Origin of the sequence: Streptomyces sp. NPDC005393 (genome assembly GCF_040606675.1) — a bacterium.
GTDB lineage: Bacteria > Actinomycetota > Actinomycetes > Streptomycetales > Streptomycetaceae > Streptomyces.
In genome coordinates, this window is record NZ_JBEXFG010000009.1 from 126,937 (window position 1) to 149,592 (window position 22,656).

At 72.5% G+C, this 22,656-nt stretch carries 20 protein-coding genes, 1 pseudogene and 1 riboswitch; of the genes and pseudogenes, 13 read left to right on the top strand and 8 right to left on the bottom strand.

Translation table 11 applies throughout. The features are described 5' to 3' along the window. Nucleotides 1-495: 495 nt before the first annotated feature. Nucleotides 496-1,302, top strand: coding sequence for a carbon-nitrogen hydrolase family protein (locus ABZS71_RS11445; RefSeq protein WP_356208997.1), 807 nt, complete (start codon nt 496-498; stop codon nt 1,300-1,302). A 54-nt stretch (nt 1,303-1,356) separates the two neighbouring features. Next, nucleotides 1,357-3,063 carry an NAD(P)/FAD-dependent oxidoreductase gene (locus ABZS71_RS11450; RefSeq protein WP_356208999.1) on the top strand — a complete coding sequence of 569 codons (1,707 nt, stop codon included), beginning with the start codon at nt 1,357-1,359 and terminating at the stop codon, nt 3,061-3,063. 32 nt (nt 3,064-3,095) lie between these two features. Here the strand turns inward: ABZS71_RS11450 and ABZS71_RS11455 are convergent, their stop codons facing one another. The 6 genes from ABZS71_RS11455 to ABZS71_RS11480 all read right to left on the bottom strand — a co-directional run bounded on the left by ABZS71_RS11455 (nt 3,096) and on the right by ABZS71_RS11480 (nt 8,645). Then, nucleotides 3,096-3,791: a DUF5995 family protein gene (locus tag ABZS71_RS11455; RefSeq protein ID WP_356209043.1), complete on the bottom strand. Its 696-nt coding sequence runs from the start codon at nt 3,789-3,791 to the stop codon at nt 3,096-3,098. Between the two features lie 82 nt (nt 3,792-3,873). Continuing rightward, on the bottom strand, nt 3,874-4,041 hold the full coding sequence (locus tag ABZS71_RS11460; RefSeq protein WP_356209000.1) for an epimerase: 168 nt from the start codon (nt 4,039-4,041) through the stop codon (nt 3,874-3,876). A gap of 260 nt (nt 4,042-4,301) precedes the next feature. Beyond that, the gene (locus tag ABZS71_RS11465) at nt 4,302-5,687 is read right to left on the bottom strand and encodes a solute carrier family 23 protein (protein ID WP_356209001.1); all 1,386 of its coding nucleotides are present in this window, start codon (nt 5,685-5,687) and stop codon (nt 4,302-4,304) included. 69 nt (nt 5,688-5,756) lie between these two features. After that, the gene (locus tag ABZS71_RS11470) at nt 5,757-6,581 is read right to left on the bottom strand and encodes an isocitrate lyase/phosphoenolpyruvate mutase family protein (protein ID WP_356209003.1); all 825 of its coding nucleotides are present in this window, start codon (nt 6,579-6,581) and stop codon (nt 5,757-5,759) included. A gap of 69 nt (nt 6,582-6,650) precedes the next feature. Then, on the bottom strand, nt 6,651-7,373 hold the full coding sequence (locus tag ABZS71_RS11475) for a winged helix-turn-helix domain-containing protein (protein WP_356209004.1): 723 nt from the start codon (nt 7,371-7,373) through the stop codon (nt 6,651-6,653). Between the two features lie 54 nt (nt 7,374-7,427). Continuing rightward, complete coding sequence (locus tag ABZS71_RS11480) at nt 7,428-8,645, bottom strand: MFS transporter (protein WP_356209005.1); 1,218 nt, start codon at nt 8,643-8,645, stop codon at nt 7,428-7,430. Between the two features lie 95 nt (nt 8,646-8,740). Between ABZS71_RS11480 and ABZS71_RS11485 the strand changes: the two are divergent. The 10 genes and pseudogenes from ABZS71_RS11485 to ABZS71_RS11530 form a co-directional block, all read left to right on the top strand. Next, nucleotides 8,741-9,013: pseudogene (locus tag ABZS71_RS11485) on the top strand (helix-turn-helix domain-containing protein); the annotation flags it as partial. Between the two features lie 280 nt (nt 9,014-9,293). Next, nucleotides 9,294-9,424: riboswitch (FMN riboswitch) on the top strand. Nucleotides 9,425-9,575: 151 nt separating this feature from the next. Beyond that, nucleotides 9,576-10,685, top strand: a complete 1,110-nt coding sequence (gene ribD / locus ABZS71_RS11490) for a bifunctional diaminohydroxyphosphoribosylaminopyrimidine deaminase/5-amino-6-(5-phosphoribosylamino)uracil reductase RibD (protein WP_356209007.1) — start codon at nt 9,576-9,578, stop codon at nt 10,683-10,685. 1 nt (nt 10,686) lies between these two features. Beyond that, the gene (locus tag ABZS71_RS11495) at nt 10,687-11,319 is read left to right on the top strand and encodes a riboflavin synthase (RefSeq protein WP_356209009.1); all 633 of its coding nucleotides are present in this window, start codon (nt 10,687-10,689) and stop codon (nt 11,317-11,319) included. Then, a complete protein-coding gene (locus tag ABZS71_RS11500) occupies nt 11,316-12,662 on the top strand; it encodes a bifunctional 3,4-dihydroxy-2-butanone-4-phosphate synthase/GTP cyclohydrolase II (protein WP_356209010.1) in 1,347 nt (448 codons plus the stop codon). The genes ABZS71_RS11495 and ABZS71_RS11500 overlap by 4 nt, the downstream gene beginning before the upstream one ends. Nucleotides 12,663-12,711: 49 nt before the next feature. Beyond that, complete coding sequence (gene ribH, locus ABZS71_RS11505) at nt 12,712-13,197, top strand: 6,7-dimethyl-8-ribityllumazine synthase (RefSeq protein WP_356209011.1); 486 nt, start codon at nt 12,712-12,714, stop codon at nt 13,195-13,197. Between the two features lie 36 nt (nt 13,198-13,233). Further along, the gene (locus ABZS71_RS11510) at nt 13,234-13,506 is read left to right on the top strand and encodes a phosphoribosyl-ATP diphosphatase (protein WP_355852702.1); all 273 of its coding nucleotides are present in this window, start codon (nt 13,234-13,236) and stop codon (nt 13,504-13,506) included. Nucleotides 13,507-13,557: 51 nt separating this feature from the next. Further along, entirely contained in the window at nt 13,558-14,406 is an 849-nt protein-coding gene (gene hisG / locus ABZS71_RS11515) for an ATP phosphoribosyltransferase (protein WP_355852654.1), read from the top strand. A gap of 47 nt (nt 14,407-14,453) precedes the next feature. Next, complete coding sequence (locus tag ABZS71_RS11520; RefSeq protein ID WP_356209013.1) at nt 14,454-14,918, top strand: PH domain-containing protein; 465 nt, start codon at nt 14,454-14,456, stop codon at nt 14,916-14,918. Between the two features lie 204 nt (nt 14,919-15,122). After that, entirely contained in the window at nt 15,123-16,565 is a 1,443-nt protein-coding gene (locus ABZS71_RS11525; protein WP_356209014.1) for a hemolysin family protein, read from the top strand. Next, entirely contained in the window at nt 16,562-17,707 is a 1,146-nt protein-coding gene (locus tag ABZS71_RS11530; RefSeq protein ID WP_356209015.1) for a hemolysin family protein, read from the top strand. The genes ABZS71_RS11525 and ABZS71_RS11530 overlap by 4 nt, the downstream gene beginning before the upstream one ends. A gap of 10 nt (nt 17,708-17,717) precedes the next feature. Here the strand turns inward: ABZS71_RS11530 and ABZS71_RS11535 are convergent, their stop codons facing one another. Together ABZS71_RS11535 and ABZS71_RS11540 are read right to left on the bottom strand one after the other, a co-directional pair. Further along, nucleotides 17,718-19,622 carry an AAA family ATPase gene (locus ABZS71_RS11535; RefSeq protein WP_356209016.1) on the bottom strand — a complete coding sequence of 635 codons (1,905 nt, stop codon included), beginning with the start codon at nt 19,620-19,622 and terminating at the stop codon, nt 17,718-17,720. 400 nt (nt 19,623-20,022) lie between these two features. Beyond that, nucleotides 20,023-20,652: a hypothetical protein gene (locus ABZS71_RS11540; protein WP_356209017.1), complete on the bottom strand. Its 630-nt coding sequence runs from the start codon at nt 20,650-20,652 to the stop codon at nt 20,023-20,025. A gap of 172 nt (nt 20,653-20,824) precedes the next feature. On the opposite strand from ABZS71_RS11540, the gene ABZS71_RS11545 reads away from it, so the two are divergent. After that, entirely contained in the window at nt 20,825-22,234 is a 1,410-nt protein-coding gene (locus tag ABZS71_RS11545) for a peptidase C39 family protein (protein WP_356209018.1), read from the top strand. Nucleotides 22,235-22,656 lie beyond the last annotated feature (422 nt).

Below are 22,656 nucleotides of genomic sequence, written 5' to 3' on the forward strand. Positions count from 1 at the left end.
ACTCAGGGGCTGGGTCTACGGCCTTCGCTGGGTCCCGGGCCCTCAGGGGCTGGGTCTACGGCCTTCGCTGGGTCCCGGGCCCTCAGGGGCTGGGTCTACGGCCTTCGCTGGGTCCCGGGCCCTCAGGGGCTGGGTCCACGGCCTTCGCTGGGTCCCGGGCCTTTGGGCGGGGGCTGGGTCCACGGCCTTCGCCGGGCGTTGCGTCCCTGGCCGCCCCGGACTGCCCCTTCGGGTGGGTTCCCCGTGGCCTGAAGGGCTGGAGAATCCAGCCCGTCAGGCCACGGCACCCCGAGCGGTAATTGGGCGAGGTGGGGGACCGGGGTCCGGCGGCGGAGCCCCGGTTTCTTCGACGGACCGGGCCCGCGCAACGAATCGACGCGCTTGGCCCAAAACCCGTAATGAATCGACGGCGGATGCGCAACATTCGGACCTTGTCGGTCGATCCCCCCAAACGTACCGTCATTATGTCGCTACGTCTCTCCCCAAGGTCTGCCCATGCCGCCGCTGCGCACTGCCCTGCTCCAGAGCTCCGGTCACCCCGGCGACCCTGCCCGTAACCTCAAGGTTCTCGATGAGGCCGCCGGGCGCGCCGCGGCCGGCGGGGCCGGGCTGCTCGTCACCTCGGAGATGTTCCTTACGGGCTACGCCATCGGCGAGGGCATCCGTCGGCTGGCCGAGCCGGCCGACGGGCCGGGTGGCCGGGCCGTGGCCGAGATCGCCGCCGCGCACGGCCTCGCCGTCCTCTACGGCTACCCCGAGCGGGACGCCGACCGGGACGACACCGTCTACAACTCCGCGCGGCTGGTCGGCCCGGACGGCGCCGAGCTCGCCAACTACCGCAAGACGCATCTCTTCGGCTGCTTCGAGCGCGACTGGTTCACCCCCGGTGACACCCCCGTCGTCCAGGCCGAGCTCGGCGGGCTCACGGTGGGCGTCATGATCTGCTACGACGTGGAGTTCCCGGAGAACGTACGGGCCCACGCCCTGGCCGGGACCGATCTGCTGCTGGTGCCGACCGCGCAGATGCACCCCTTCCAGATCGTCCCCGAGTCCCTTATCCCGGTCCGGGCCTTCGAGAGCCAGCTGTACATCGCGTACGTCAACCGCACCGGCCCCGAGGGCGAGTTCGACTTCGTCGGGCTGAGCTGTCTGGCCGGCCCCGACGGCACCGTCCGCGCACGGGCCGGCCGCGGCGAGGAGCTGGTCATCGGCGACGCGGACCCCGAGCTGCTGAGCGCCTCGCGCACGGCCAACCCCTATCTGCGCGACCGCAGGCCCGGACTGTACGGGTCGCTGAGCTGACCCGGTCCCGATCCCGCCCCCCTTACTTCCCCCCTCGCAAGGAGTCCGTACCCGATGTCCATGGTGCCCACCGCCGTCCCCGGCGAGCACGAGCCTCTGCAGGCCGACACCCTCCCGCCCGTCACCATGTTCGGTCCGGACTTCCCCTACGCCTACGACGACTACCTTGCCAACCCCGAGGGGCTCGGCCAGATACCGGCGACCGAGCACGGCAGCGAGGTCGCGGTGGTCGGCGGCGGGCTGTCCGGCATCGTCACCGCGTACGAGCTGATGAAGATGGGCCTGAAGCCCGTCGTCTACGAGGCCGACCGGATCGGCGGCCGGCTGCGCACCGTCGGCTTCGAGGGCTGCGACGACTCGCTGAGCGCCGAGATGGGCGCGATGCGCTTCCCGCCGTGCTCCACCGCGCTCCAGCACTACATCGACCTGGTGGGCCTGAAGACCGAGCCGTTCCCCAACCCGCTGGCCCCCGACACCCCCTCGACCGTCGTCGACCTCAAGGGCGAGTCGCACTACGCCCGTACCATCGAGGATCTGCCGCAGATCTACCGCGAGGTGATGGACGCCTGGAACGCCTGTTTGGAGGAGGGCGCCGACTTCTCCGACATGAACCGGGCCATCCGCGAGCGGGACGTCCCCCGGATCCGCGAGATCTGGGCCCGGCTGGTCGAGAAGCTCGACAACCAGACCTTCTACGGCTTCCTCTGTGACTCCCCGGCCTTCCGGTCCTTCCGCCACCGGGAGATCTTCGGCCAGGTCGGCTTCGGCACCGGTGGCTGGGACACCGACTTCCCGAACTCCATCCTGGAGATCCTGCGGGTCGTCTACACCGAGGCCGACGACCACCACCGCGGCATCGTCGGCGGCAGCCAGCAGCTTCCGCTGCGGCTGTGGGAGCGTGAGCCCGAGAAGATCGTCCACTGGGCGCAGGGCACCTCGCTGTCCTCCCTGCACGGTGGCGAGCCGCGCCCGGCCGTGACCCGGCTGCACCGCGCCGCGGGCGACCGGATCGTGGTCACCGACGCGAGCGGCGACATCCGCTCGTACAAGGCGGTCGTCTTCACTGCGCAGTCCTGGATGCTGCTCTCCAAGATCGACTGCGATGACTCGCTCTTCCCGATCGACCACTGGACGGCGATCGAACGCACCCACTACATGGAGTCCAGCAAGCTCTTCGTCCCCGTCGACCGGCCCTTCTGGCTGGACAAGGACGAGGTCACGGGCCGGGACACGATGAGCATGACGCTCACCGACCGGATGACCCGCGGCACCTACCTGCTGGACAACGGCCCGGACCAGCCCGCCGTCATCTGCCTCTCGTACACCTGGTGCGACGACAGCCTCAAGTGGCTGCCGCTGTCCGCGAACGAGCGGATGGAGGTCATGCTGAAGTCACTGTCCGAGATCTATCCGAACGTCGACATCCGCAAGCACATCATCGGCAGCCCGGTCACGGTCTCCTGGGAGAACGAGCCCTACTTCATGGGCGCCTTCAAGGCCAACCTCCCCGGCCACTACCGCTACCAGCGCCGGCTGTTCACCCACTTCATGCAGGACCGGCTGCCGGCCGATCAGCGCGGCATCTTCCTCGCGGGCGACGACATCTCCTGGACCGCGGGGTGGGCCGAAGGCGCCGTACAGACCGCGCTCAACGCGGTGTGGGGCGTGATGCACCGCTTCGGCGGCAGCACGGACGCCAAGAACCCGGGGCCGGGCGATGTGTACGACGACATCGCGCCGGTCGAGCTCCCCGAGGACTGAGCGGCGCATCCGGCTCTCCCGCTCCCCTGCCGTCAGCCGGACGGCAGGGGAGTGAGCAGGTAGCGCCCGACCAGGCCCACGCTCGCGTCGACGCGCGCCACGAACTCCTCCGTCAGCTCCGGCAGTCGGCGCAGCCCCCACAGGGTGCGGAACGTCGCCCACGCGGCGTCCCGCGCCGCGTCCAGGCTCCATGAGCCCACCAGATGGGTCAGCGGGTCGGCCACATCCAGCACATCCGGACCCGGCATCAGATCCTCCCGGATCCGCTCCTCCAGGCCGGTGAGCACCGTGCCGATCCGGTCGAAGTCGCCCTCCAGAGCCGTCGGCTCCAGAGCGCGCGCCCGGCAGGTGTCCAGGAGCGCGAGGGCCAGGTCATGGCCGATATGTGCGTTGATCCCCGCGAGTGCGAACTGCACCGGGCGGACCCCCGGATGGCGCCGCAGCTGGAACAGCGGCCGCCAGCAGGCGGGCGGGCGCCGCCCCGCCACCGCCGCGTCGACCGCCTCCAGATAGCGCCCGGCGAAGCGTACGTCCAACTCCTCGGTGGCGGCGGGGTCCTGGAAGTACCCGGTGGTGAGGCGGCGGCCGACCTCTTCGGTGACCGACAGATACACCCGGTTGAAGACCGCCACCCCGTCTCCGGGCGGCAGCGCCGCGCCGAGCGCGCGCATGCGCGCCACAACGCTCTTCACTGTCCGCGGTGCGAGCCGCGGCGCGTGGATCGGCATCGTCATGGACGCCAGCGTGGCAGCCGGGCCCCCTCCCGTCCGGCCGTGCGCCGTCGCTTCCCCTGGACGGCCTAACCATCCGTCACAGCGCGCCCGCGTCGCTGGCGGTCCACATCGTCGGGTACAGCGGCCGCCAGCCCAGCTCCTCGCGGAGACGGGCGTTGGAGGTGATCCCGAACCACGGGTCGTCGTCGGTCCGCTCGCCCATGCCCTCCGGGATCGCCCGGCCATTGATCCGGTGCAGTTCCACGGCGGTCGCCGGAGCGTCGTCGACGATGTTGTACCGGCGCCCGGAGGCCGATCCGCCCGCCGTGCCGCCGGGAGCGCGCAGCAGCCGCAGCAGCGCCTGCGAGACATCCGCGTAGGAACCGGCGCGAGCCGCCGGTTCCCGGCCCGGTTCCCGGCCCGCCGCAGGGCGTCGCGCAGATGCGTGCCGAGCGGCGGGAGCTGCTGCGGGTGGTGGGTCTGCAGGACCTCGCCCCGCGGGGGTGAGCCCGCGGGGGTGAGGTCCTACGCCAACCGCTCGTCGTCGTTGTAGCCGCTAATGCCCGCGTCCAGCAGCGGCTCCTGCCGCTTGAGATGGGCCGGGGCCAGGGCGCGCAGCACGTGGTAGCCGGTCAGCACCACGATCGTCCCCAGCGCGATCCCGCTCAGCTCGAAGTTCCGGCTGATCTTCAGGCCGACCCCGCCGACGCCGATGACGACGCCCGCGGCGACCGGCACGAGGTTGAGCGGATTACGCAGATCCACGTTGTTGTGCACCCAGATCTGGGCGCCGAGCAGCCCGATCATGCCGTAGAGGATGACGGTGATACCGCCCAGCACCCCACCCGGCACCGCCGCCACCACCGCGCCGAACTTCGGGCACAGCCCGAAGAGCAGCGCGAAGCCCGCCGCTGCCCAGTACGCGGCGGTGGAGTAGACGCGGGTGGCGGCCATGACGCCGATGTTCTCGGAGTACGTGGTGGTGGCCGGACCGCCGACCGCCGTGGAGAGCACCGTCGCCGCGCCGTCCGCCGCGATGGCCGTGCCGAGCTGGTCGTCCAGCGGGTCGCCGATCATTTCGCCGACGGCCTTCACATGCCCGGCGTTCTCGGCGATCAGGGCGATCACGACCGGCAGCGCGACCAGCACCGCGGACCACTGGAAGCTCGGCGCGTGCAGGGACGGCAGGCCGATCCAGTCCGCCTTGGCCACACCGGACAGATCCAGCCGCCAGTGGTCGGTGACCCGCCCGCTGCCGTCGATCGAGTGGATCCTGCCGAGGAGGCGGTCGAAGAGCCAGGAGACCGCGTAGCCGAAGACCAGCCCCAGGAAGATCGCGACACGGGACCAGAAGCCGCGCAGACAGACCACGGCCGCCCCTGTGACCAGCATCGTGAGCAGCGCGGTCCATTGGTCGGCGGGCCAGTACGTCCCGGCGGTCACGGGGGCGAGATTGAACCCGATCAGCATGACCACCGCACCGGTCACCACCGGCGGCATCGCCGCGTGGATGACGCCCGCGCCGAATTTCCGTACCGCCAGTCCGCTCAGGAACAGCACCGTGCCGACCACCAGGATCGCCCCGGTGACGGCGGCGCTGCCGCCGCCCTGTGCCCGGATCACCGCCGCCACGCCGACGAAGGACAGGCTGCACCCCAGATAGCTGGGCACCCGGCCGCGGGTCGCGAGCAGGAACAGCATGGTCGCGACCCCGGACATCATGATCGCGAGGTTGGGGTCGAGGCCCATCAGCACCGGGGCGACAAAGCTCGCTCCGAACATGGCCACGACATGCTGTGCGCCCAGGCCCAGCGTCCTCGGCCAGGACAGCCGCTCATCCGGCCTGACGACCGCTCCGGGGGCGGGGGTGCGCCCATCGCCGTGCAAGGTCCAGCGCACGCCGAGGCCCATGACTGCTCCACTTCATTGCTGCGGGGGGATCGCACCAATGTTAGACGGCCGAAAATGTGTTCCTTGCAGCTATGTCGTCGCCGTGAAGGGATCGGACAGCGACTGCGCCTCGGCATAGCTGGGCGGATCACCGGCCGGATCGGCGCCCGGGTGGGCGATCGTCCAGGCCAGCTCGACGGCGCGGTGCAGGGCGGCGCGGAAGAGCAGCGATCCGCAGCTGATCCGCCGCACGCCGAGCTCGGCCAGCCGGTCGTAGGTGTGGCGGCCGGGGGCGAACAGGATGTTCAGCGGGGTCTCGCCGAGGTCGCGGACCAGGGCGGCGATGTCCCGTTCAGCGGTGAGCGCGGGGACGAAGACGCCGTCGGCACCCGCCCGTACATACGCCTCGGCGCGCTCGGCCGCGGCGGCCAGTGGGGGCGTCATTCCGCCACCGATGGCGGCGAGCCAGTGGGTGTCGGTGCGCGCGTTCACAAAGAGGCGGGGCACCCGCTCCTTGACCGCCGCGATCACCGCGTACTGGTGTGTCAAGGGCGCGAGGGTGCCGTCCGGGCGTCCGTCCTCGATGTTCACCCCGGCGACCCCGGCCTCGTCCAGCTCGGCCGCGAGCGCCGCGACCTCCTCGGGCCGTTCGCCGAACCCGCCCTCGATGTCGACGGTCACCAGCACCGGCAGCCGAACGATGCCGCGCGCGAGGGCGAGCGTCTGCTCGCGCGTGGCGCCGGTCGCGTCCGGCAGCCCGGCCGCCACGGCCACGCCGAGGCTGGTGGTGCCGATGGCGGGAAAGCCGCGCCGGGCGAGGGCGGCGGCGGAGGCGTGGTCCCAGGCGTTGGGGAGGAGCAGAGGGCGCTCAGCGTGGTGGAGTCGGCGGAAATCCGCGTGGGGAGAGGCGTTCATGCCGCCGACCGTAGGCGCGGATCGTTTCGGCGCCGGCCGAAGCCTGGCGCCGGCGCGTCATTCCGCGCGTCACTCGGCGAGAGTGACGCCGAGCAACTCGCGCATCGCCCGCTCGCCGTGCGCACTGACGCGCAGCGCCCGCCCGCTGCCGATCCGTACGCACCAGCCGGCGTCCAGCGTGTGCCGGCACAGCGCGGCCCCGGCCACCCCGGCCAGATGCGGGCGGCGCTCGGTCCAGTCGAGACAGCTGCGGACCATCGGCCGCCGCCCGCGCGAGGCGGCAGCCGTGAGATCGATGCCCAGGTCCTGGAACCAGGCCATCCCGGGCTCCGTCAGCGCGAACCCCGTCGCGCCCTGCAGCAGCCCGCGCTCCAGCATCGCGTCCGTGATCGCGGTGCCCAGGCGCCCGGCGAGATGGTCGTAGCAGGTCCGGGCCCGCGCCATGGCCCCGCTCGCGCTGGAGGCGCGCAGCGTACGGGGCGGGGGCGGGGGTGCGGCGTGCGCGGACAGATCCTCGATCAGCTGCGCGACCTGCGGCCCGGCCAGCCGTACGTAGCGATGCCGGCCCTGGCGCTCCTCCGCCAGCAGGCCGCCCTCGATGAGCCGGCTCAGATGCTCGCTCGCCGTCGACGCGGCGACCCCGGCGTGGCGCGCCAACTCCCCGGCGGTCCATGCGCGCCCGTCGAGCAGCGCCAGACAGATGGTGGCGCGTGTCTCATCGGCGATGAGGGAGGCCAGCCGCGCGAGTTGCGGCCCGCGGAGTCCGCCTCCGCTGTGTGCGGTGGGGGTCATGTGCCCATGATGCGCTGCCGGCGTTTCGGTCCCCACCGAACCGTTCGGGCCGGGTCAGGGGAGGGTGGCACGGGAGGACGGGCCGGGTTGGAGGGTGGGGTCCGTGGGCGGCGTGCGCAGGACGCCCGCCCCCGCCACCAGGCCCAGCGTCAACACCGTGACCAGGCAGAACGAGACCGTCAGCGAGGTCATGTCCGCGATCGAGCCCATGGCCGCCGGGGCGATCAGGCCCGAGGTGTAGGTGATCGTGGCGACGCCCGCGATGGCCTGGCTGGGGGCCGCGCCGCTGCGGCCGGCGGCGGCGAAGGCCAGAGGCACGACGACCGCGATGCCCAGGCCGATGAGGCCGAAGCCGGCGATGGCGAGGGCCGGTCCGGAGGCCGTGACGAGGAGGAGGCCGCCGAGGGTGGCGAGGACTCCGCCGGTCCGTACCGTCCGTACGGAGCCGAAGCGGGCCACCGCCGCGTCGCCGATCAACCGCGCTCCGGCCATCGTGCAGGAGAAGGCGGTGGTGCAGGCGGCGGCGACACCGGGGGAGGAGCCCATGACGTCGCGCAGGTAGACCGCAGACCAGTCCAGGCTGGCCCCCTCGGCGAAGACCGCGCAGAACCCCACCGCGCCGATGATCAGCGCGGAGCGGGGCGGGAGGGTGAAGCGGGGCGGGGGGTGCTCCTCGGGGGCGCTGCGCAGGTCGAGGACCCAGTGACAGGCCACCGCGCCGAGCACCGTGAGGACCGCGGCGGCGACGCCGAGGTGCAGCCGGGCGTCCGCGTCGGCGTGGGCGGCGACCGTGCCCGCGGCCGAGCCGGTGAGCGCGCCAACGCTCCACATTCCGTGCAGCCCGGACATGATCGGGCGGCCGAGGCGGGTCTCGATCTCCACGCCGAGGGCGTTCATGGCGACGTCGGACATCCCGGCGCTCGCGCCGGAGAGGAAGAGCGCGCCGCACAGCCAGCTCAGCCCGGGGGCGAGCGGGGGCATCACCAGCCACGCGCACCACAGGGCGAGCAGCCCGCGCAGCGCCGCGCGGGCGCCGAAGCGGTGGCTGATCCGCCCGGCCAGCGGCATCGCGACGGAGGCGCCGATCGCGGGGAAGGCGAGCGCGAGGCCGAGTTGGCCGGCGCTGATGTCCAACCGCTCCTGGATCCAGGGGATGCGGGTGGCGAAGTTGCCGGTGACCGCGCCGTGGACGGCGAACACCGCCGCGACGGCCACCCGCGCCCGCCGTACCTGGGGCATCCCGGGTGTCCGGGAGTCCGTACCACCGCCCATGTCTGTCGCACGCTCCTCGTGGCGCGGCTTTCCGACGATAAGTCCTCAGCCGAATGCCCGGCCGAGCGGAAACTATCAGGAAGCCTGCCTGATAGATGGAGTTCTCCCGGCAGCCGGTCTGGAAGGATCCCGGCACGACGTCGACGCGCGTGCCCGTGGCGGGCCGCACCGCCTCTCCGAGTACGGCACGGACCATCAATGACCGCCTGGCCCTGCAACTTCTCAAGGACGGGGGCCCGTTGACCGCGGGGCAGCTCAAAACGCTGACCGGCCTGTCCCGCCCCACCATCGCGGACCTGGTCGAGCGGCTGCGGGCGGCCGGGCTGGTGGCGGTCGTGGGCGAGTCGGGGGCGGAGCGGCGCGGCCCCACGTCGCCCGCATGTCGCCGCTGCGTACGCGGGTACGCGCCGGGGCGGTGGGCGGCGGCGGGGTGCTGCGCGGTGCGGTGCTGACCGCGATGGACGCGGCGCACAACGAGCCGTTCGGCGCCCGGTAGCCCCCCGCCCGGCGGGATCTGTGGGCGGTACGGCCCGCCGTCGAGCAGCTCGACAGCATCGCGCTCGCGCAGGGCGAGTGAGCCACACCACATGGGGCCCGGCTCCACCTGCGGCAATGACCCGTGGCACACTGGGGCCGTACCAGTGACGTCAGCGCACTCCGGGGTCGGTGAAAATCCGAACCGGCGGTTACAGTCCGCGACCCGTCCGCCGCCAGCGGCCGGTTGACCAGGTGAAATTCCTGGACCGACGGTTAGAGTCCGGATGGGAGGCAGTGCGCGGCGGTAGCGACATCACCGGTGCGCCGCCATTGGCGGGCCGCCCTTTCGGCGCGGGCCCGTTGTCCCGATCGCGGCGTGCTGGCGGCGGCGTTTCCGTCTCTTGTCTTACTCGACAGCCCCGGAGTCCGTGCCCGAAGAGGCAGGAGGACCCGGTGGCCACCGCAGCCGAAGCCGAAGCGATGCGCCGTGCCGTCGCGCTCGCCGCCCGCGGCCTCGGCCACACCAGCCCCAACCCCGTCGTCGGCTGCGTCGTGCTCGACGCCGACGGCCGCATCGTCGGCGAGGGCTGGCATCAGCGGGCTGGCGGCCCCCACGCCGAGATCCACGCGCTGCGCGAGGCGGGGGAGCGGGCCCGCGGCGGCACCGCCCTGGTCACCCTCGAACCCTGTAACCACACCGGCCGCACCGGCCCCTGTGCCCAGGCGCTCATCGACGCCGGGATCGCCCGTGTCCGCTACGCGGTCGCCGATCCCACCGCCCAGGCCAGGGGCGGCGGCGCCACCCTCGCCGCCGCGGGGATCGACGTCGAGGCGGGAGCGCTGGCGCAGGAGGCCGAGGCGGTCAACGAAGCCTGGCTGACGTCGATGCGGCGCGGCCGCCCCTTCGTGCTGTGGAAGTACGCGGCCACCCTGGACGGGCGCAGCGCGGCCGCCGACGGCACCAGCCGCTGGATCACCTCGGCCGCGTCCCGCGCCGATGTGCACCGGCTGCGCGCGGAGGCGGACGCCGTCGTCGTCGGCTCCGGCACCCTGCGCGCCGACGACCCCCATCTGGCCGTACGGGACCGGGAGGGCGCGAGGCAGCCGCTGCGCGTCGTCGTCGACACCAACGCGACCGTGAAGCCTGACGCCCGGGTCCTGGACGACGCGGCGCCCACCCTGATCGCGGTGGCCGAGGACGCCGACACCGACCGTCTGCCGGGCGGCGCCGAGACCGTGCGGCTGCCGCGCGCCCAAGACGGCGGGGGGCTCGACATCGCCGCGCTCCTCGCCGAACTGCACGGCCGTGGGGTGCGCTCCGTCCTGCTGGAGGGCGGCCCCACCCTCGCCGGGGCGTTCCTCGCCGCGGGCGCCGTCGACAAGGTCGTCGGCTATCTCGCCCCCGTACTGCTCGGTGCGGGCCCCGCCGCCCTCGCCGACGCCGGAATCACCACCATCGCCCGGGCGTTGCGCCTCGATACGGCCGAAGTCACCCGGCTCGGCCCCGATCTGCGCATCACCGCCCACCCCGTCGCCCCCGCCCCCCTCGCCGAGGAGAACTGAAGTGTTCACCGGAATTGTCGAAGAACTGGGTGAGATCGTCGCCATCGAGAACCTGGGCGACGCCTCCCGCTTCCAGGTGCGCGGCCCCGTCGTCACCGAGGGTGCGAAGCATGGCGACTCCATCGCCGTCAACGGCGTCTGTCTCACCGTCGTCGACATCCACGAGGGCGGCGGAGGCGGCGAGTTCAGCGCCGATGTCATGGCCGAGACCCTGAACCGCTCCAGCCTCGGCGCGCTCACCGTCGGCTCCCGGGTCAACCTGGAGCGCCCGATGGCGCTCGGCGGGCGGCTCGGCGGCCACATCGTCCAGGGCCACGTCGACGGCACCGGCACGATCGTCGAGCGCAAGCTCTCCGAGCACTGGGAGATCGTGAGCATCTCGCTGCCCGCCGAGCTGAGCCGCTATGTCGTCGAGAAGGGCTCCATCACGGTCGACGGCATCAGCCTGACCGTCGTCGACGCGGGCCCCGACTACTTCACCGTCAGTCTCATCCCGACCACGCTCGCGCTCACCACGCTCGGGGTCAAGCAGTCCGGCGACCCGGTCAACCTCGAGGTGGACGTGCTCGCCAAATACGTCGAGCGGCTGCTGGGACGGGACGCCGGCGCCCAGAAGAAGGAGGCCATCGCATGAGTGAGGCACACGCGGTCACCGAGCCGCAGCCGACGACCGCGCCCGCACCGCTGCGCCCCCCGCGCCGCGCGGGGGAGTGGCCCGACGAGCTGGCGCTGGACACCGTCGAGCGGGCCATCGCCGAGATCGCCGCGGGCCGCCCCGTCGTGGTCGTGGACGACGAGGACCGGGAGAACGAGGGCGATCTCATCATCGCCGCCGAGACGATCACCCCGGAGCACGTCGCGTTCATGATGACCGAGTGCCGCGGGCTGATCTGCGCCACCCTGGACGCCGCCGACATCGACCGGCTCGAACTGCCGCAGATGGTCGAGCACAACTCCGAGTCCATGCGCACCGCCTTCACCGTCTCGGTCGACGCCACCGCCGAGCACGGCGTCGGCACCGGCATCTCCGCCGCCGACCGGGCCACCACCCTGCGGCTGCTGGCCGACCCGGACAGCACCCCAGCCGACTTCGCCCGCCCAGGCCACATCTTCCCGCTGCGCGCCCGCCCCGGCGGCGTGCTCGCCCGCAACGGCCACACCGAGGCCGGGGTGGACCTGGCCCGGCTCGCGGGGCTGCGCCCGGCGGCCGCGATCGTCGAGATCGCGGGGGAGGACGGTGCGATGCTGCGCCTGCCCGAGCTGGTCGCCTTCGCGCGTAAGCACGGTCTCGCGATCATCTCCATCGAGGACCTGATCGCCCACCGCAGGCCCGCCGAGCCCCTGGTGAAGCGCGAGGCCGAGACCCGGCTGCCCACCGCCTTCGGGGACTTCCAGGCGTACGGCTACCGCGCGACCACCGACGGGGTCGAGCACATCGCGCTCGTCCAGGGCGAGATCGGCGACGGCGAGGACGTCCTCGTCCGGGTTCACTCCGAATGCCTCACCGGCGATGTCTTCCACTCGCTGCGCTGCGACTGCGGCCCCCAGCTGCACGCCTCGCTGAAGCGGGTCACCGTCGAGGGGCGCGGCGTCGTCCTGTATCTGCGCGGCCACGAGGGGCGCGGCATCGGGCTGCTGTCCAAGCTGCGCGCGTACGAGCTCCAGGAGCTGGGCCGGGACACCCTGGACGCCAATCTGGAGCTCGGCCTGCCCGCCGACGCCCGCGACTACGCCGCGGGCGCGGAGATCCTCGCCGACCTCGGCGTGCGCTCCCTGCGGCTGATGACCAACAACCCCGAGAAGACCACGGCCCTGGTCCGGCACGGGCTGCGGGTCACCGGCCGGGAGCCGATGCCCGTCCAGGCCGGGGAGCACAATCTGCGCTACCTGCGGACCAAGCGGGACCGGATGGGGCATGACCTGCCGTGGCTGGACGGCGACCGCGCCGAGCCCGTGTCCGCCTGCGGCAATCAGTAAGCACACCAAGTACACCCGTACGTATGAAAGATCTGCACCGAGGAGAGACGTGAGCGGTAAGGGCGCCCCCGAACTGTCCGTGAAGAACTGCGGGGACCTGCGCGTCGCCGTCATCGCCGCACAGTGGCACGAGAAGGTGATGGACGGACTGGTCGACGGCGCCCTGCGCGCCCTCGGCGAGCTGGGCATCGACGAGCCCACCCTGCTGCGGGTGCCCGGCAGCTTCGAACTGCCGGTGGTCGCGAAGGTCCTCGCCGCCCGCGGCTACGACGCGATCGTGGCGCTGGGCGTCGTCATCCGTGGCGGCACCCCCCACTTCGACTATGTCTGCCAGGGCGTCACCCAGGGCCTCACCCAGGTCAGCGTGGACACCGGCGTCCCCATCGGCTTCGGCGTGCTGACCTGCGACACCGAGGAGCAGGCCCTCGACCGGGCCGGGATCGCGGGCTCCAGCGAGGACAAGGGCCACGAGGCGGTCACCGCCGCCGTCGCCACCGCCACCACCCTGCGCTCGGTCGCCGAACCCTGGCGCTGAGTGGTGTCGCGCGACCCAAGTAGGATGACGGACACCATGCCCAAGAAGACGTTCGAGGAGCTCTTCACCGAGCTCCAGCAGAAGGCCGCCACGGCCGACCCCGCCACCTCCCGCACCGCCGAGCTGCTCCAGTCCGGTGTGCACGCCATCGGCAAGAAGGTGGTGGAGGAGGCCGCCGAGGTGTGGATGGCCGCGGAGTACGAAAGCGACGCGGCCACCGCCGAGGAGATCTCCCAGCTCCTCTACCACCTTCAGGTGATGATGGTCGCCCGGGGCCTGACCCTCGACGACGTCTACGCCCACCTCTGACACACCCCCGCCCTCCCAGCCCGTCCCTCGCGACCGAAGGAAAGAACACTCATGCTGCGCATCGCCGTCCCCAACAAGGGTTCACTGTCCGAGCCTGCGTCGGCGATGCTCCATGAGGCGGGCTACCGGCAGCGCAAGGACCGCAGGGAGCTCGTCCTCGTCGACGCCGACAACGGGGTGGAGTTCTTCTTCCTGCGCCCCCGCGACATCGCCGTGTACGTCGGCTCCGGCCGGCTCGACATCGGCATCACCGGCCGCGATCTGCTGCTGGACTCCGGCTCCCAGGCCGAGGAGATCATGCAGCTCGGCTTCGCCGGGTCCACCTTCCGCTACGCCACCCGCCCCGGCACCGCGAAGGACGTCACCGAGTTCGGCGGCATGACCGTGGCCACCTCCTTCGCCGGCCTGGTCACCAAGCACCTCGCCGACAGCGGGGTGGACGCCGCCGTGGTGCACCTGGACGGTGCCGTCGAGACCGCCATCCAGCTCGGCGTCGCCGAGGTCATCGCCGATGTCGTCGAGACCGGCACGACCCTGCGCAACGCGGGCCTGGAGATCATCGGCGAGCCGATCCTGGAGTCGGAGGCGATCGTCATCCGCCGCACCGGCGCCCCCACCGACGACCCCAAGGTGCAGCAGTTCCTCCGCCGGATGCAGGGTGTGCTGGTGGCCCGGCGCTACGTGATGATGGACTACGACATCCGGGTCGAGCAGGTGGAGCGCGCCGTGGCGCTGACCCCCGGCCTCGAGTCGCCCACCGTCTCCCCGCTGCACCACGAGGGCTGGGTCGCGGTCCGCTCGATGGTCCCCGCCAAGGACGCCCAGCGGATCATGGACGAGCTGTACGAGCTGGGTGCCCGGGCGATCCTCACCACCGGCATCCACGCCTGCCGCCTCTGATCCCCCTGCCGCCCCCTCTCCACGCCCTCTCACGAGAGACCGACCACGTGTCCGCCGCCGCGCCCCCGCCCGCCCTGCCCATCACCTTCCGGCCGACCCGGACCCGGGCCGTCCTGATGACCGTCGGCGTCGCCGTCGTGATCGTCCTCACCGCGGTCGGGCTGCTCCTGGAGAGCCTGACCCCGGGCGAGAAGGCCAGCTTCATCGTCACCGGACTGCTGTTCTTCGGGGTGCTGGCGCTGTTCTGCCGCCCCAAGGTGGTGGCCGAGGCGGACGGGGTGACCGTCGTCAACCTCACGACCACGCGGCGGCTGGAGTGGGCGGAGGTGCTCCGGGTCAATCTGCGGCCCGGTGACCCCTGGGTCTATCTGGACCTCGCCGACGGCACCAGCCTGCCCGCGATGGGCATCCAGCCGGGCATCGCCAAGGCGCGGGCCATCAGCGACGCGCGCGCCCTGCGCGCGCTCGCCGAGCGGCACGGCACGGGCGGCGCCGACGGCGCAAGGGACTGATCGGCCCTGGGGGCCTGCCCTCTTCACCCCATCCTTGATTACTCTGTTGCCCCGGGGCCGAACGGTGCCCCACCCCGCCTTCAACCTGCCCGCGCGCCGCGCGCGCAGCCGGCGGGCTCCCCTGCGACCCGAGGAGTGACTCCCTCCGCAGATGGACGGATCGTCCTGTAGTACCTGCGCCGCCGCCGACCTCAAGGCGGCGGCATGAGCACCACCCTGTCCCTCCTGCTGCTCTCCGCGGCACTCGTCCTCATCCTCGCCAACGGCTTCTTCGTGGCCGCCGAATTCGGCCTGGTCACCGTCGAGCGACCGGACGCCGAGCGCGCGGCCGACGAGGGCGACCGGCGCGCCCGTACCGTCGTCGACGCGCTGCGCGAGCTGTCCTTCCAGCTCTCCGGCACCCAGCTCGGCATCACCATCACCTCGCTGGTCGTCGGCATGCTCGCCGAGCCCGCGCTCGGCCATCTGCTGATCGCGCCGCTGGAAGCGGTCGGGCTGCCGCACGGTGCCGTCTCCGGCGTCGCCGTCGTCCTCGGCATGCTGGTGGCATCCGCCGTCCAGATGGTCATCGGCGAGCTCGTGCCGAAGAACTGGGCGATCTCCCGGCCGCTGCAGGTCGCCCGCTTCGTCGCCGGCCCGCAGTACGCCTTCGCCCGCTTCTTCCGGCCCGTGATCGCCCTGCTCAACACCGTCGCCAACCGGCTGGTGCGGGCGCTGGGCGTCGAGCCCACCGAGGAGCTGGCCTCCGCCCGTACCCCCGGTGAGCTGGTCTCGCTCGCCCGCCACTCGGCGCTGGCCGGCGCGATCGAGCAGGACACCGCCGATCTGTTCGTCCGGACCCTCTCGCTCGGCGAGCTGACCGCCCAGCATGTGATGACCCCCCGGGTGCGGGTCAGCGCGCTCCAGTCCTCGGCGACCGCCGTGGATGTTCTCAACCTCACCCGCGCCACCGGGCTGTCCCGCTTCCCCGTCTACCGCGACCGGCTCGACGAGGTCATCGGGATGGTGCACCTCAAGGACGCCCTCGCGGTGCCCTCCGAGGACCGGCTGCGCACCCCCGTCGTGCGGATCGCCCGGCCCCCGCTGCTGGTCCCCGAGACGCTGCCCGTCCAGCCGCTGCTGGAGCGGCTGCGCAACGAGCAGCCGATAGCCGTTGTCGTCGACGAGTACGGGGGCACGGCGGGCGTCGTCACGCTGGAGGACATCGTGGAGGAGCTGGTCGGCGAGGTCCGCGACGAACACGACGACGCGACCGCCGACACGCCCGATCTGGGGCCGACCGTCACCGACGACGGCAGCCCCGCCTGGGACGCCGACGGCAGCTGCCGCGTCGACACGCTGCGCCGTATCGGCCTGGAGGCGCCCGACGGGCCGTACGAGACCGTGGCCGGACTCGTCGCCGATCTGCTGGAGCGGATCCCCGCCCCCGGTGACACCGCCGAGCTGCCCGGCTGGAAGCTGGCCGTCCGGCAGGTCGGCCACCATCGGGCGGAGCTGGTACGCATCGTCCGGAGCAAGGCGGGTACGCCGGGTACGCAGACGGGTGCCGATGCCGATGCCGGTGCCGGTGTCGGTGTCGGTGTCGGTGCCGGTGCCGGTGCCGGGGCCGATGGTGCGATCGCTGCCGGGAAGGGGGCTGGGCGATGAGTGTCGTACAGCTTCTCTTCGCCGCGCTGTTGGTCCTCGCCAACGGCTTCTTCGTGGGCGCCGAGTTCGCCCTCGTCTCGGTGCGCCGCAGCCAGATCGAGCCGCGCGCGGCCGAGGGCTCGGGGCGCGCCCGTACGGTCCTCACGGGCCTGGAGAACCTGCCGCAGATGATGGCGGCCGCGCAGTTCGGCATCACCGTCTGCTCGCTGACCCTCGGTGCGGTCGCCGAGCCGACCATCGCCCATTTGCTGGAGCCGGTCTTCCACGCCGTCCAGCTGCCCGAGCAGCTGGTCCACCCCCTCGGCTACGTCATCGCGCTCGCCTTCGTCGTCTGTCTGCACCTGGTCATCGGCGAGATGGTGCCGAAGAACCTGGCCATGGCGGCGCCGGCGAAGACCGCGCTGTGGCTCGGCCCCGGCCTTGTCGCCTTCGCCCGGCTGTGCCGGCCGGTCACCGCGCTGCTCGGGGCCTGCGCCCGGCTGGTGCTGCGGCTGTTCCGCGTCGAGCCCAAGGACGAGGTCGAGGCCGTCTTCACCAGTGAGCAGCTGACCCATCTGGTCGAGGACTCCCACCAGGCCGGGCTGCTCGACCCCGGCGAGCACGAGCGGCTGGCCGACGCCCTGGAGCTCGGCAGCCGCCCGATCACGGATGTGCTCCTGGACCCGGCGGGGCTGGTCACCGTCGACCCCTCGGTCACGCCGCGGCAGATCGAGGAGCTGACGGTACGGACCGGCTACTCGCGCTTCCCGGTGCGGGGGCCCGTCGGCGCCTTCATGGGCTATCTGCATGTGAAGGACGTCCTGGACCTGGAGTCCCCCGAGCGGGCCGTACCGCAGCGGGTCTGGCGGCCGATCGAGACCCTACGGGCCGAGCTGCCGCTGGACGACGCCCTCACGGTGATGCGGCGCGCCGCCTCCCATCTGGCCGCCGTCGCCGACGCGTCCGGGAAGGTGCTGGGGCTTGTGGCCCTGGAGGACGTCCTGGAGATGCTGGTCGGCGAGGTGCGCGACCCCGCCCACCGGGACGAGGGCCGCGGGCGGGTGAGCGAGCCGCGCGGTGAGTCGGCGGCCGCGTCCATGCCGGCGTCGGCGTCGGCGTCGTCGTCGGCGTCGGCGGATGAGCGGGCGATGGTCGCGCGGTAGGGGACAGGGCCTACGCCAGCGGGGGGTCCTGGGGATCGCGGTACATGGGGCCGCGACCGGACAGGACCTCCCCGTACGCCTGCATCAGATCCGGCAGCCGCAGGGTGGCGAGGTCGTCACGGGTCGGCGTCCCCGTCCAGCCGGACAGCCGCAGATCCCGGTACGCGCAGCTCTTCTCGTACAGCGTGCGCAGAAACCGCCCGTTCCCCAGCTCGTCGATCCAGCCCTGGTCCACCACATGGCCGCTGATGCTCCGCAGCTCCTCCAGGGCCTCCTCGTCCCACACATCGCCGTTCTCCGCGGCCAGTACTTGCCCGATGCGGGTGAGTTCGAGCGGGCGGTAGCTGGGGAAGTCCACGCGGGTGGTGAAGCGGGAGCCGAGGCCGGGGTTGGCGGCGAGCAGCCGGTCCATGCCCTCGGGGTAGCCGGCGAGGATGACGACGAGCCGGTCGCGGTTGTCCTCGGCACGTTTGAGGAGGACCTGGAGCGCCTCGTCGCCGTAGGCGTCGCCCTTGCTGTAGCCGGAGTTGGACAGGCTGTACGCCTCGTCGACGAAGAGCACCCCGCCGAGCGCCGAGTCGATGAGCTCATTGGCCTTGACCGCCGTCTGGCCGAGGTACTCGCCGACCAGATCGGCGCGCCCGGCCTCGACCAGATGGTCGCCGCCGAGGAGCCCGAGGGCGTAGAAGACGCGGCCGAGGATGCGGGCCACGGTGGTCTTGCCGGTGCCGGAGGGGCCGGAGAAGACGAAGTGCCGCTTGGGCGGCTGGACCGGGAGGCCCTGGCCTGCACGCAGCCGCGCCATATGGAGCTGCGCCGACAGCGCCCGCACCTGCCGTTTGACGGGCTCCAGGCCGACCATGCGCTCCAGCTCCTGCAGGGCGCTCTCCAGCAGGACGGGGTCGGAGGGGCCGGGCTGGGAGGAGAGGCCGGCCCGCTCGCGCGTCCCGCCCGCGCCGACCACGGCGGGGCCGATGAAGCGTGGGCCGTCGGGGCCTTCGGCGGCGGGCCGCGGATCGCGGCTGTCGGCCGGATCGGGGGCGGACAGCGGGTCGGCGGGGTCGATGGCGGTGGTGTCCCGGCCGTCCGTGGCGTCCTGACTGCCGACCCCGGCTAAGGTGACGGCGGCAAGATCCGCGGTCTCGTCCAGACCGTCGGACTCCGCTATCGCCGCGAGCCGCGCCGAGGTGTCCATGAAGGTGGGGTCGATACGGTGCACCGCGCGGTAGAGGGGGTGCGCGGCGGCGCTGCGCCCGGTGCCCTCATGCGCGCGGGCGAGCCAGTACCGCAGCTCCTTGCGCTGGGGCTGTTCGCTGCGACAGCGCATCAACGCGGCCGAGAGCAGCGGTTCGGCCTGGCTGTACATCTCCAGCCGGACCCGGGCCATTCCGCCGAAGAGCCCCGCCTCGATGCCGAGGAAGGCATCGTCCAGCAGCGGCTCGGTGTGGCGCACGAGCTGCTCCCAGTCCTTGACCAGATAGGCGCGGCAGGCGTGCAGAAAGCGGGCCTGGGGGTCCGCCTCCACGGGCGGGCAGCCGGCCAGCGCCCGGTCCAGCTCGGGGACATGACGGCCGTCGAGCCAGTGCGAGGCGTGCGCGAGCAGCAGATCCCGGCTGGTCTCCAGCACCGGCTGGACCCACCAGCCCAGCCAGTACCAGGAGTTGAGGGTGCGGCGATGGCGGGCGCGCTGCTCGCCGAAGCGGTCGCGGTGCCGGTACATCCGCAGCAGCGCGGTGGCGGTGTCGGCGCGCAGCGCGTGCAGTCCGAGCCAGGCGTCGGCCATGCCGGGGTCGTGCCGCACCGCGGCCCGGAACTCCTCCTCGGCCTGCGCGTACGCGCCCATGGTGTAGGCGTCGACGGCCCGCAGCCAGGCGAGATCGGCCGGGGCGTGCGAACTCTGCGTGCCGAAATCCATCACGTCCCCCACAACCCCTGCCCCCGTGGATGCCGCAAGGGCGACTGCCCCTCTCGCATCCTACCTGCGCAGGCGGCACCGGCCGAGGGTGCCGCACTGTTGTTCGTCGCAATCACACAAGGTCGGGCGGTTGTGCGCGGGGGGCGTGTAAGGGGCGCGGAAAGGCCGGTGCCGCATGGTCACCCAGAGTGAGGAGGTGGCGGCGGAAAGCGCCCGAAAAGCGGCGACAGACAGGACGAAGCCCCCGATCACGGGGGAACAACCGGGGGCTTCGCGTTGTGGGGCGACTCGTACGAGTCACACATTGAGAACGTAAGACCTGTATGGCCCCCAGGTCAAGCCGAGTTGAGCCACGCGTCACACGTCGGCGCGGGGGTGCGAGCGGGCCGGTCACACAGGATCACGCTGTGTGAGGCCGAGGGGCGTTTCCGTCGTCCGCCGCGGGCCCCGATAGCAACTCGTACCCCTTCTTTCGCTCCAGCACCAATGTTCCGGCATATGGACGCGAGGGGTCGGCGGCGAAGTGCGCGCGCTCGGCGGGCCGCCAGCCGTCCCAGAATGCGGACAGCTCCGGTCCGTCACGCAGCTGTCCACGGTGCCAGGACGCGAGGTCGGGCAGGTCCATCCACACCAGATGGGCCAGATGCGGACGTACCGCGCGGCGGCCGCTGCCCACCCCTTCGAGCAGGACGACCGGGGCGGGGTCGAGCCGCCGCCGCGTCGCCGCGAAGCGGCGCTCCACCCAGTCGTACGGGGCGAACCAGGCGGCGGCGCCCCGGGCGAGCGGGGCCAGGATGTGCTCGTGCAACCGCCCGGTCCACCCGAACAGCTCCTCATGGGTGGCGAAGTCGTCCGTGTGCAGAACGGGCGCGCCGCCGAGCGCCGCCGCCAGCCGCCCGGCGAAGGTGGTCTTCCCGGAGCCGGCGTGCCCGTCGACGGCCACGAGCCGGACCGCACCGCATGAGGGGGGCAGGGCGCGCAGCCGCCGGGCGAGGGCGTCGAGGGGGCCGGCCGGGTCCGAAGTCTGCATCGCGGACCACCTTACGGCTCCCGCGGCCCGTTCACTCCACTGGTCCACACCACTATTGATGACCGCGCCAGGCGGGGAACCACTGGTCTGAGACGACTCGCGGCGGCATAGTTGTGCGACTGTCGCGCACCCGCCGACCCGTTGGACTGGACGACGACTGGGGGAACCCCGCATGACCAGATCCGGATTCACGCCTCGCCGCTCCGTGCTCGCCGCCGCTCTTGGCGTCGCGGGCGCGGCCGCCGTGTCCACGACCGCCGTCGCGGCCTCCGGGACGCCCCGTCCGGCCGCGGCCCCGGCGGGGGCCGCGGCGGGGAAACCGGCGGGCAAGAAGGCCGGCCCGGTCGCGGAGTACCACGGCTGGAGCAGTCACGCCGAATGGCGGACCGGCGCCGCCAAGGGCGTCCGCGCCGAGGCCGGCGCCCGCCCCGGCATCGTGATCTCCCGCCCGCTCGGCACCGTGGACTACACCGATCCGCACACCGGCACCAAGGCCGCATGGGAGTACGCGACCTGGACCTCCCCGGCGCGGAAGCTCTCCGTCCCGGCGACCGAGGCCATCGTCTCCTGGAACGCCCGCACCCCGGCCGGCACCTGGATCCAGGCCGAGCTGAAGGGCACGTACTCCGATTCCACCGCGACCCCCTGGTATGTGATGGGCCGCTGGGCGTCCGACGACGGCGCCGCCTCCATCCGGCGCACGTCGGTGGACGGCCAGAGCGACGACAAGAGCTCGGTGTGGACCGACACCTTCGCCATCGACAAGCCCGCGAGTGGGCTGCGGCTGGTCTCCTACCAGGTGCGGCTGACCCTCTACCGCACGCCCGGCTCCACGCTCACCCCCATGGTGTGGCGGGTCGGCGCGATGGGTTCGGACGTCCCCGACCGCTTCGAGGTGCCCGCCTCCACGCCGAGCCTGAGCGGGGGGCGCGAACTCGTCGTACCGCGCTACTCGCAGGAGATCCACAAGGGGCAGTACCCGGAGTACGACAACGGTGGCGAGGCGTGGTGCAGCCCCACCTCCTCGCAGATGATCATCGAGTACTGGGGCCGTAAGCCCACCGCCGGGGATCTGGCCTGGGTCAACCCGGACTACGCCGATCCGCAGGTCTGCCACGCCGCCCGGGCCACCTTTGACTACCAGTACGAGGGCTGCGGCAACTGGCCGTTCAACGCCGCCTACGCCGCCACGTACCGCGATCTGCAGGGTGTGGTCACCCGGCTCGGATCGCTCACCGACGCCGAGAAGCTGATCAGCGCCGGCATTCCGCTGATCACCTCGCAGTCGTTCCTCAAGACGGAGCTGGACGGGGCGGGGTACGGCACCTCCGGCCATCTCATGACCGTCATTGGTTTCACCTCCGACGGCGACATCATCGCCAACGACCCGGCCTCGCCCAGCGACGAGGCGGTCCGCCATGTCTACAAGCGGCGGCAGTGGGAGAACATCTGGCTGCGGACGAAGCGGTACACCGCCGACGGCAAGGTGGTCTCCGGCACCGGCGGCGTCTGCTACCTCTACTTCCCGGCCAAGCCGACCGCGAGCCAGCGCCGGGTGCTGAAGGAGTTCGGCATCCGCTGAGGGCCCCGGTCCGTCCCCGGCCGCCACCGGAGACGGGCCGGCGTGCCGTTGCGCGGTGGCCGGCATCTCTGGGGTGGTGGCCGGCGCCTCTGGGGTGGTGGCCGGCGCCTCTGGGGTGGTGGCCGGCGCCTCTGGGGTGGTGGCCGGCGCCTCTGGGGTGGTGGCCGGCGCCTCTGGGGTGGTGGCCGGCGCCTCCGGGGTGGTGGCCGGCGCCTCTGGAGTGGTGGCCGGCGCCTCCGGGTGGTGGCCGGCGCCTCCGGGTGGTGGCCGGCATCTCTGGGGTGGTGGCCGGCATCTCCGGGGTGGTGGCCGGCGCCTCTGGGGTGGTGGCCGGCATCTCCGGGGTGGTGGCCGGCGCCTCCGGGGTGGTGGCCGGCGCCTCTGGGGTGGTGGCCGGCGCCTCCGGGGTGGTGGCCGGCGCC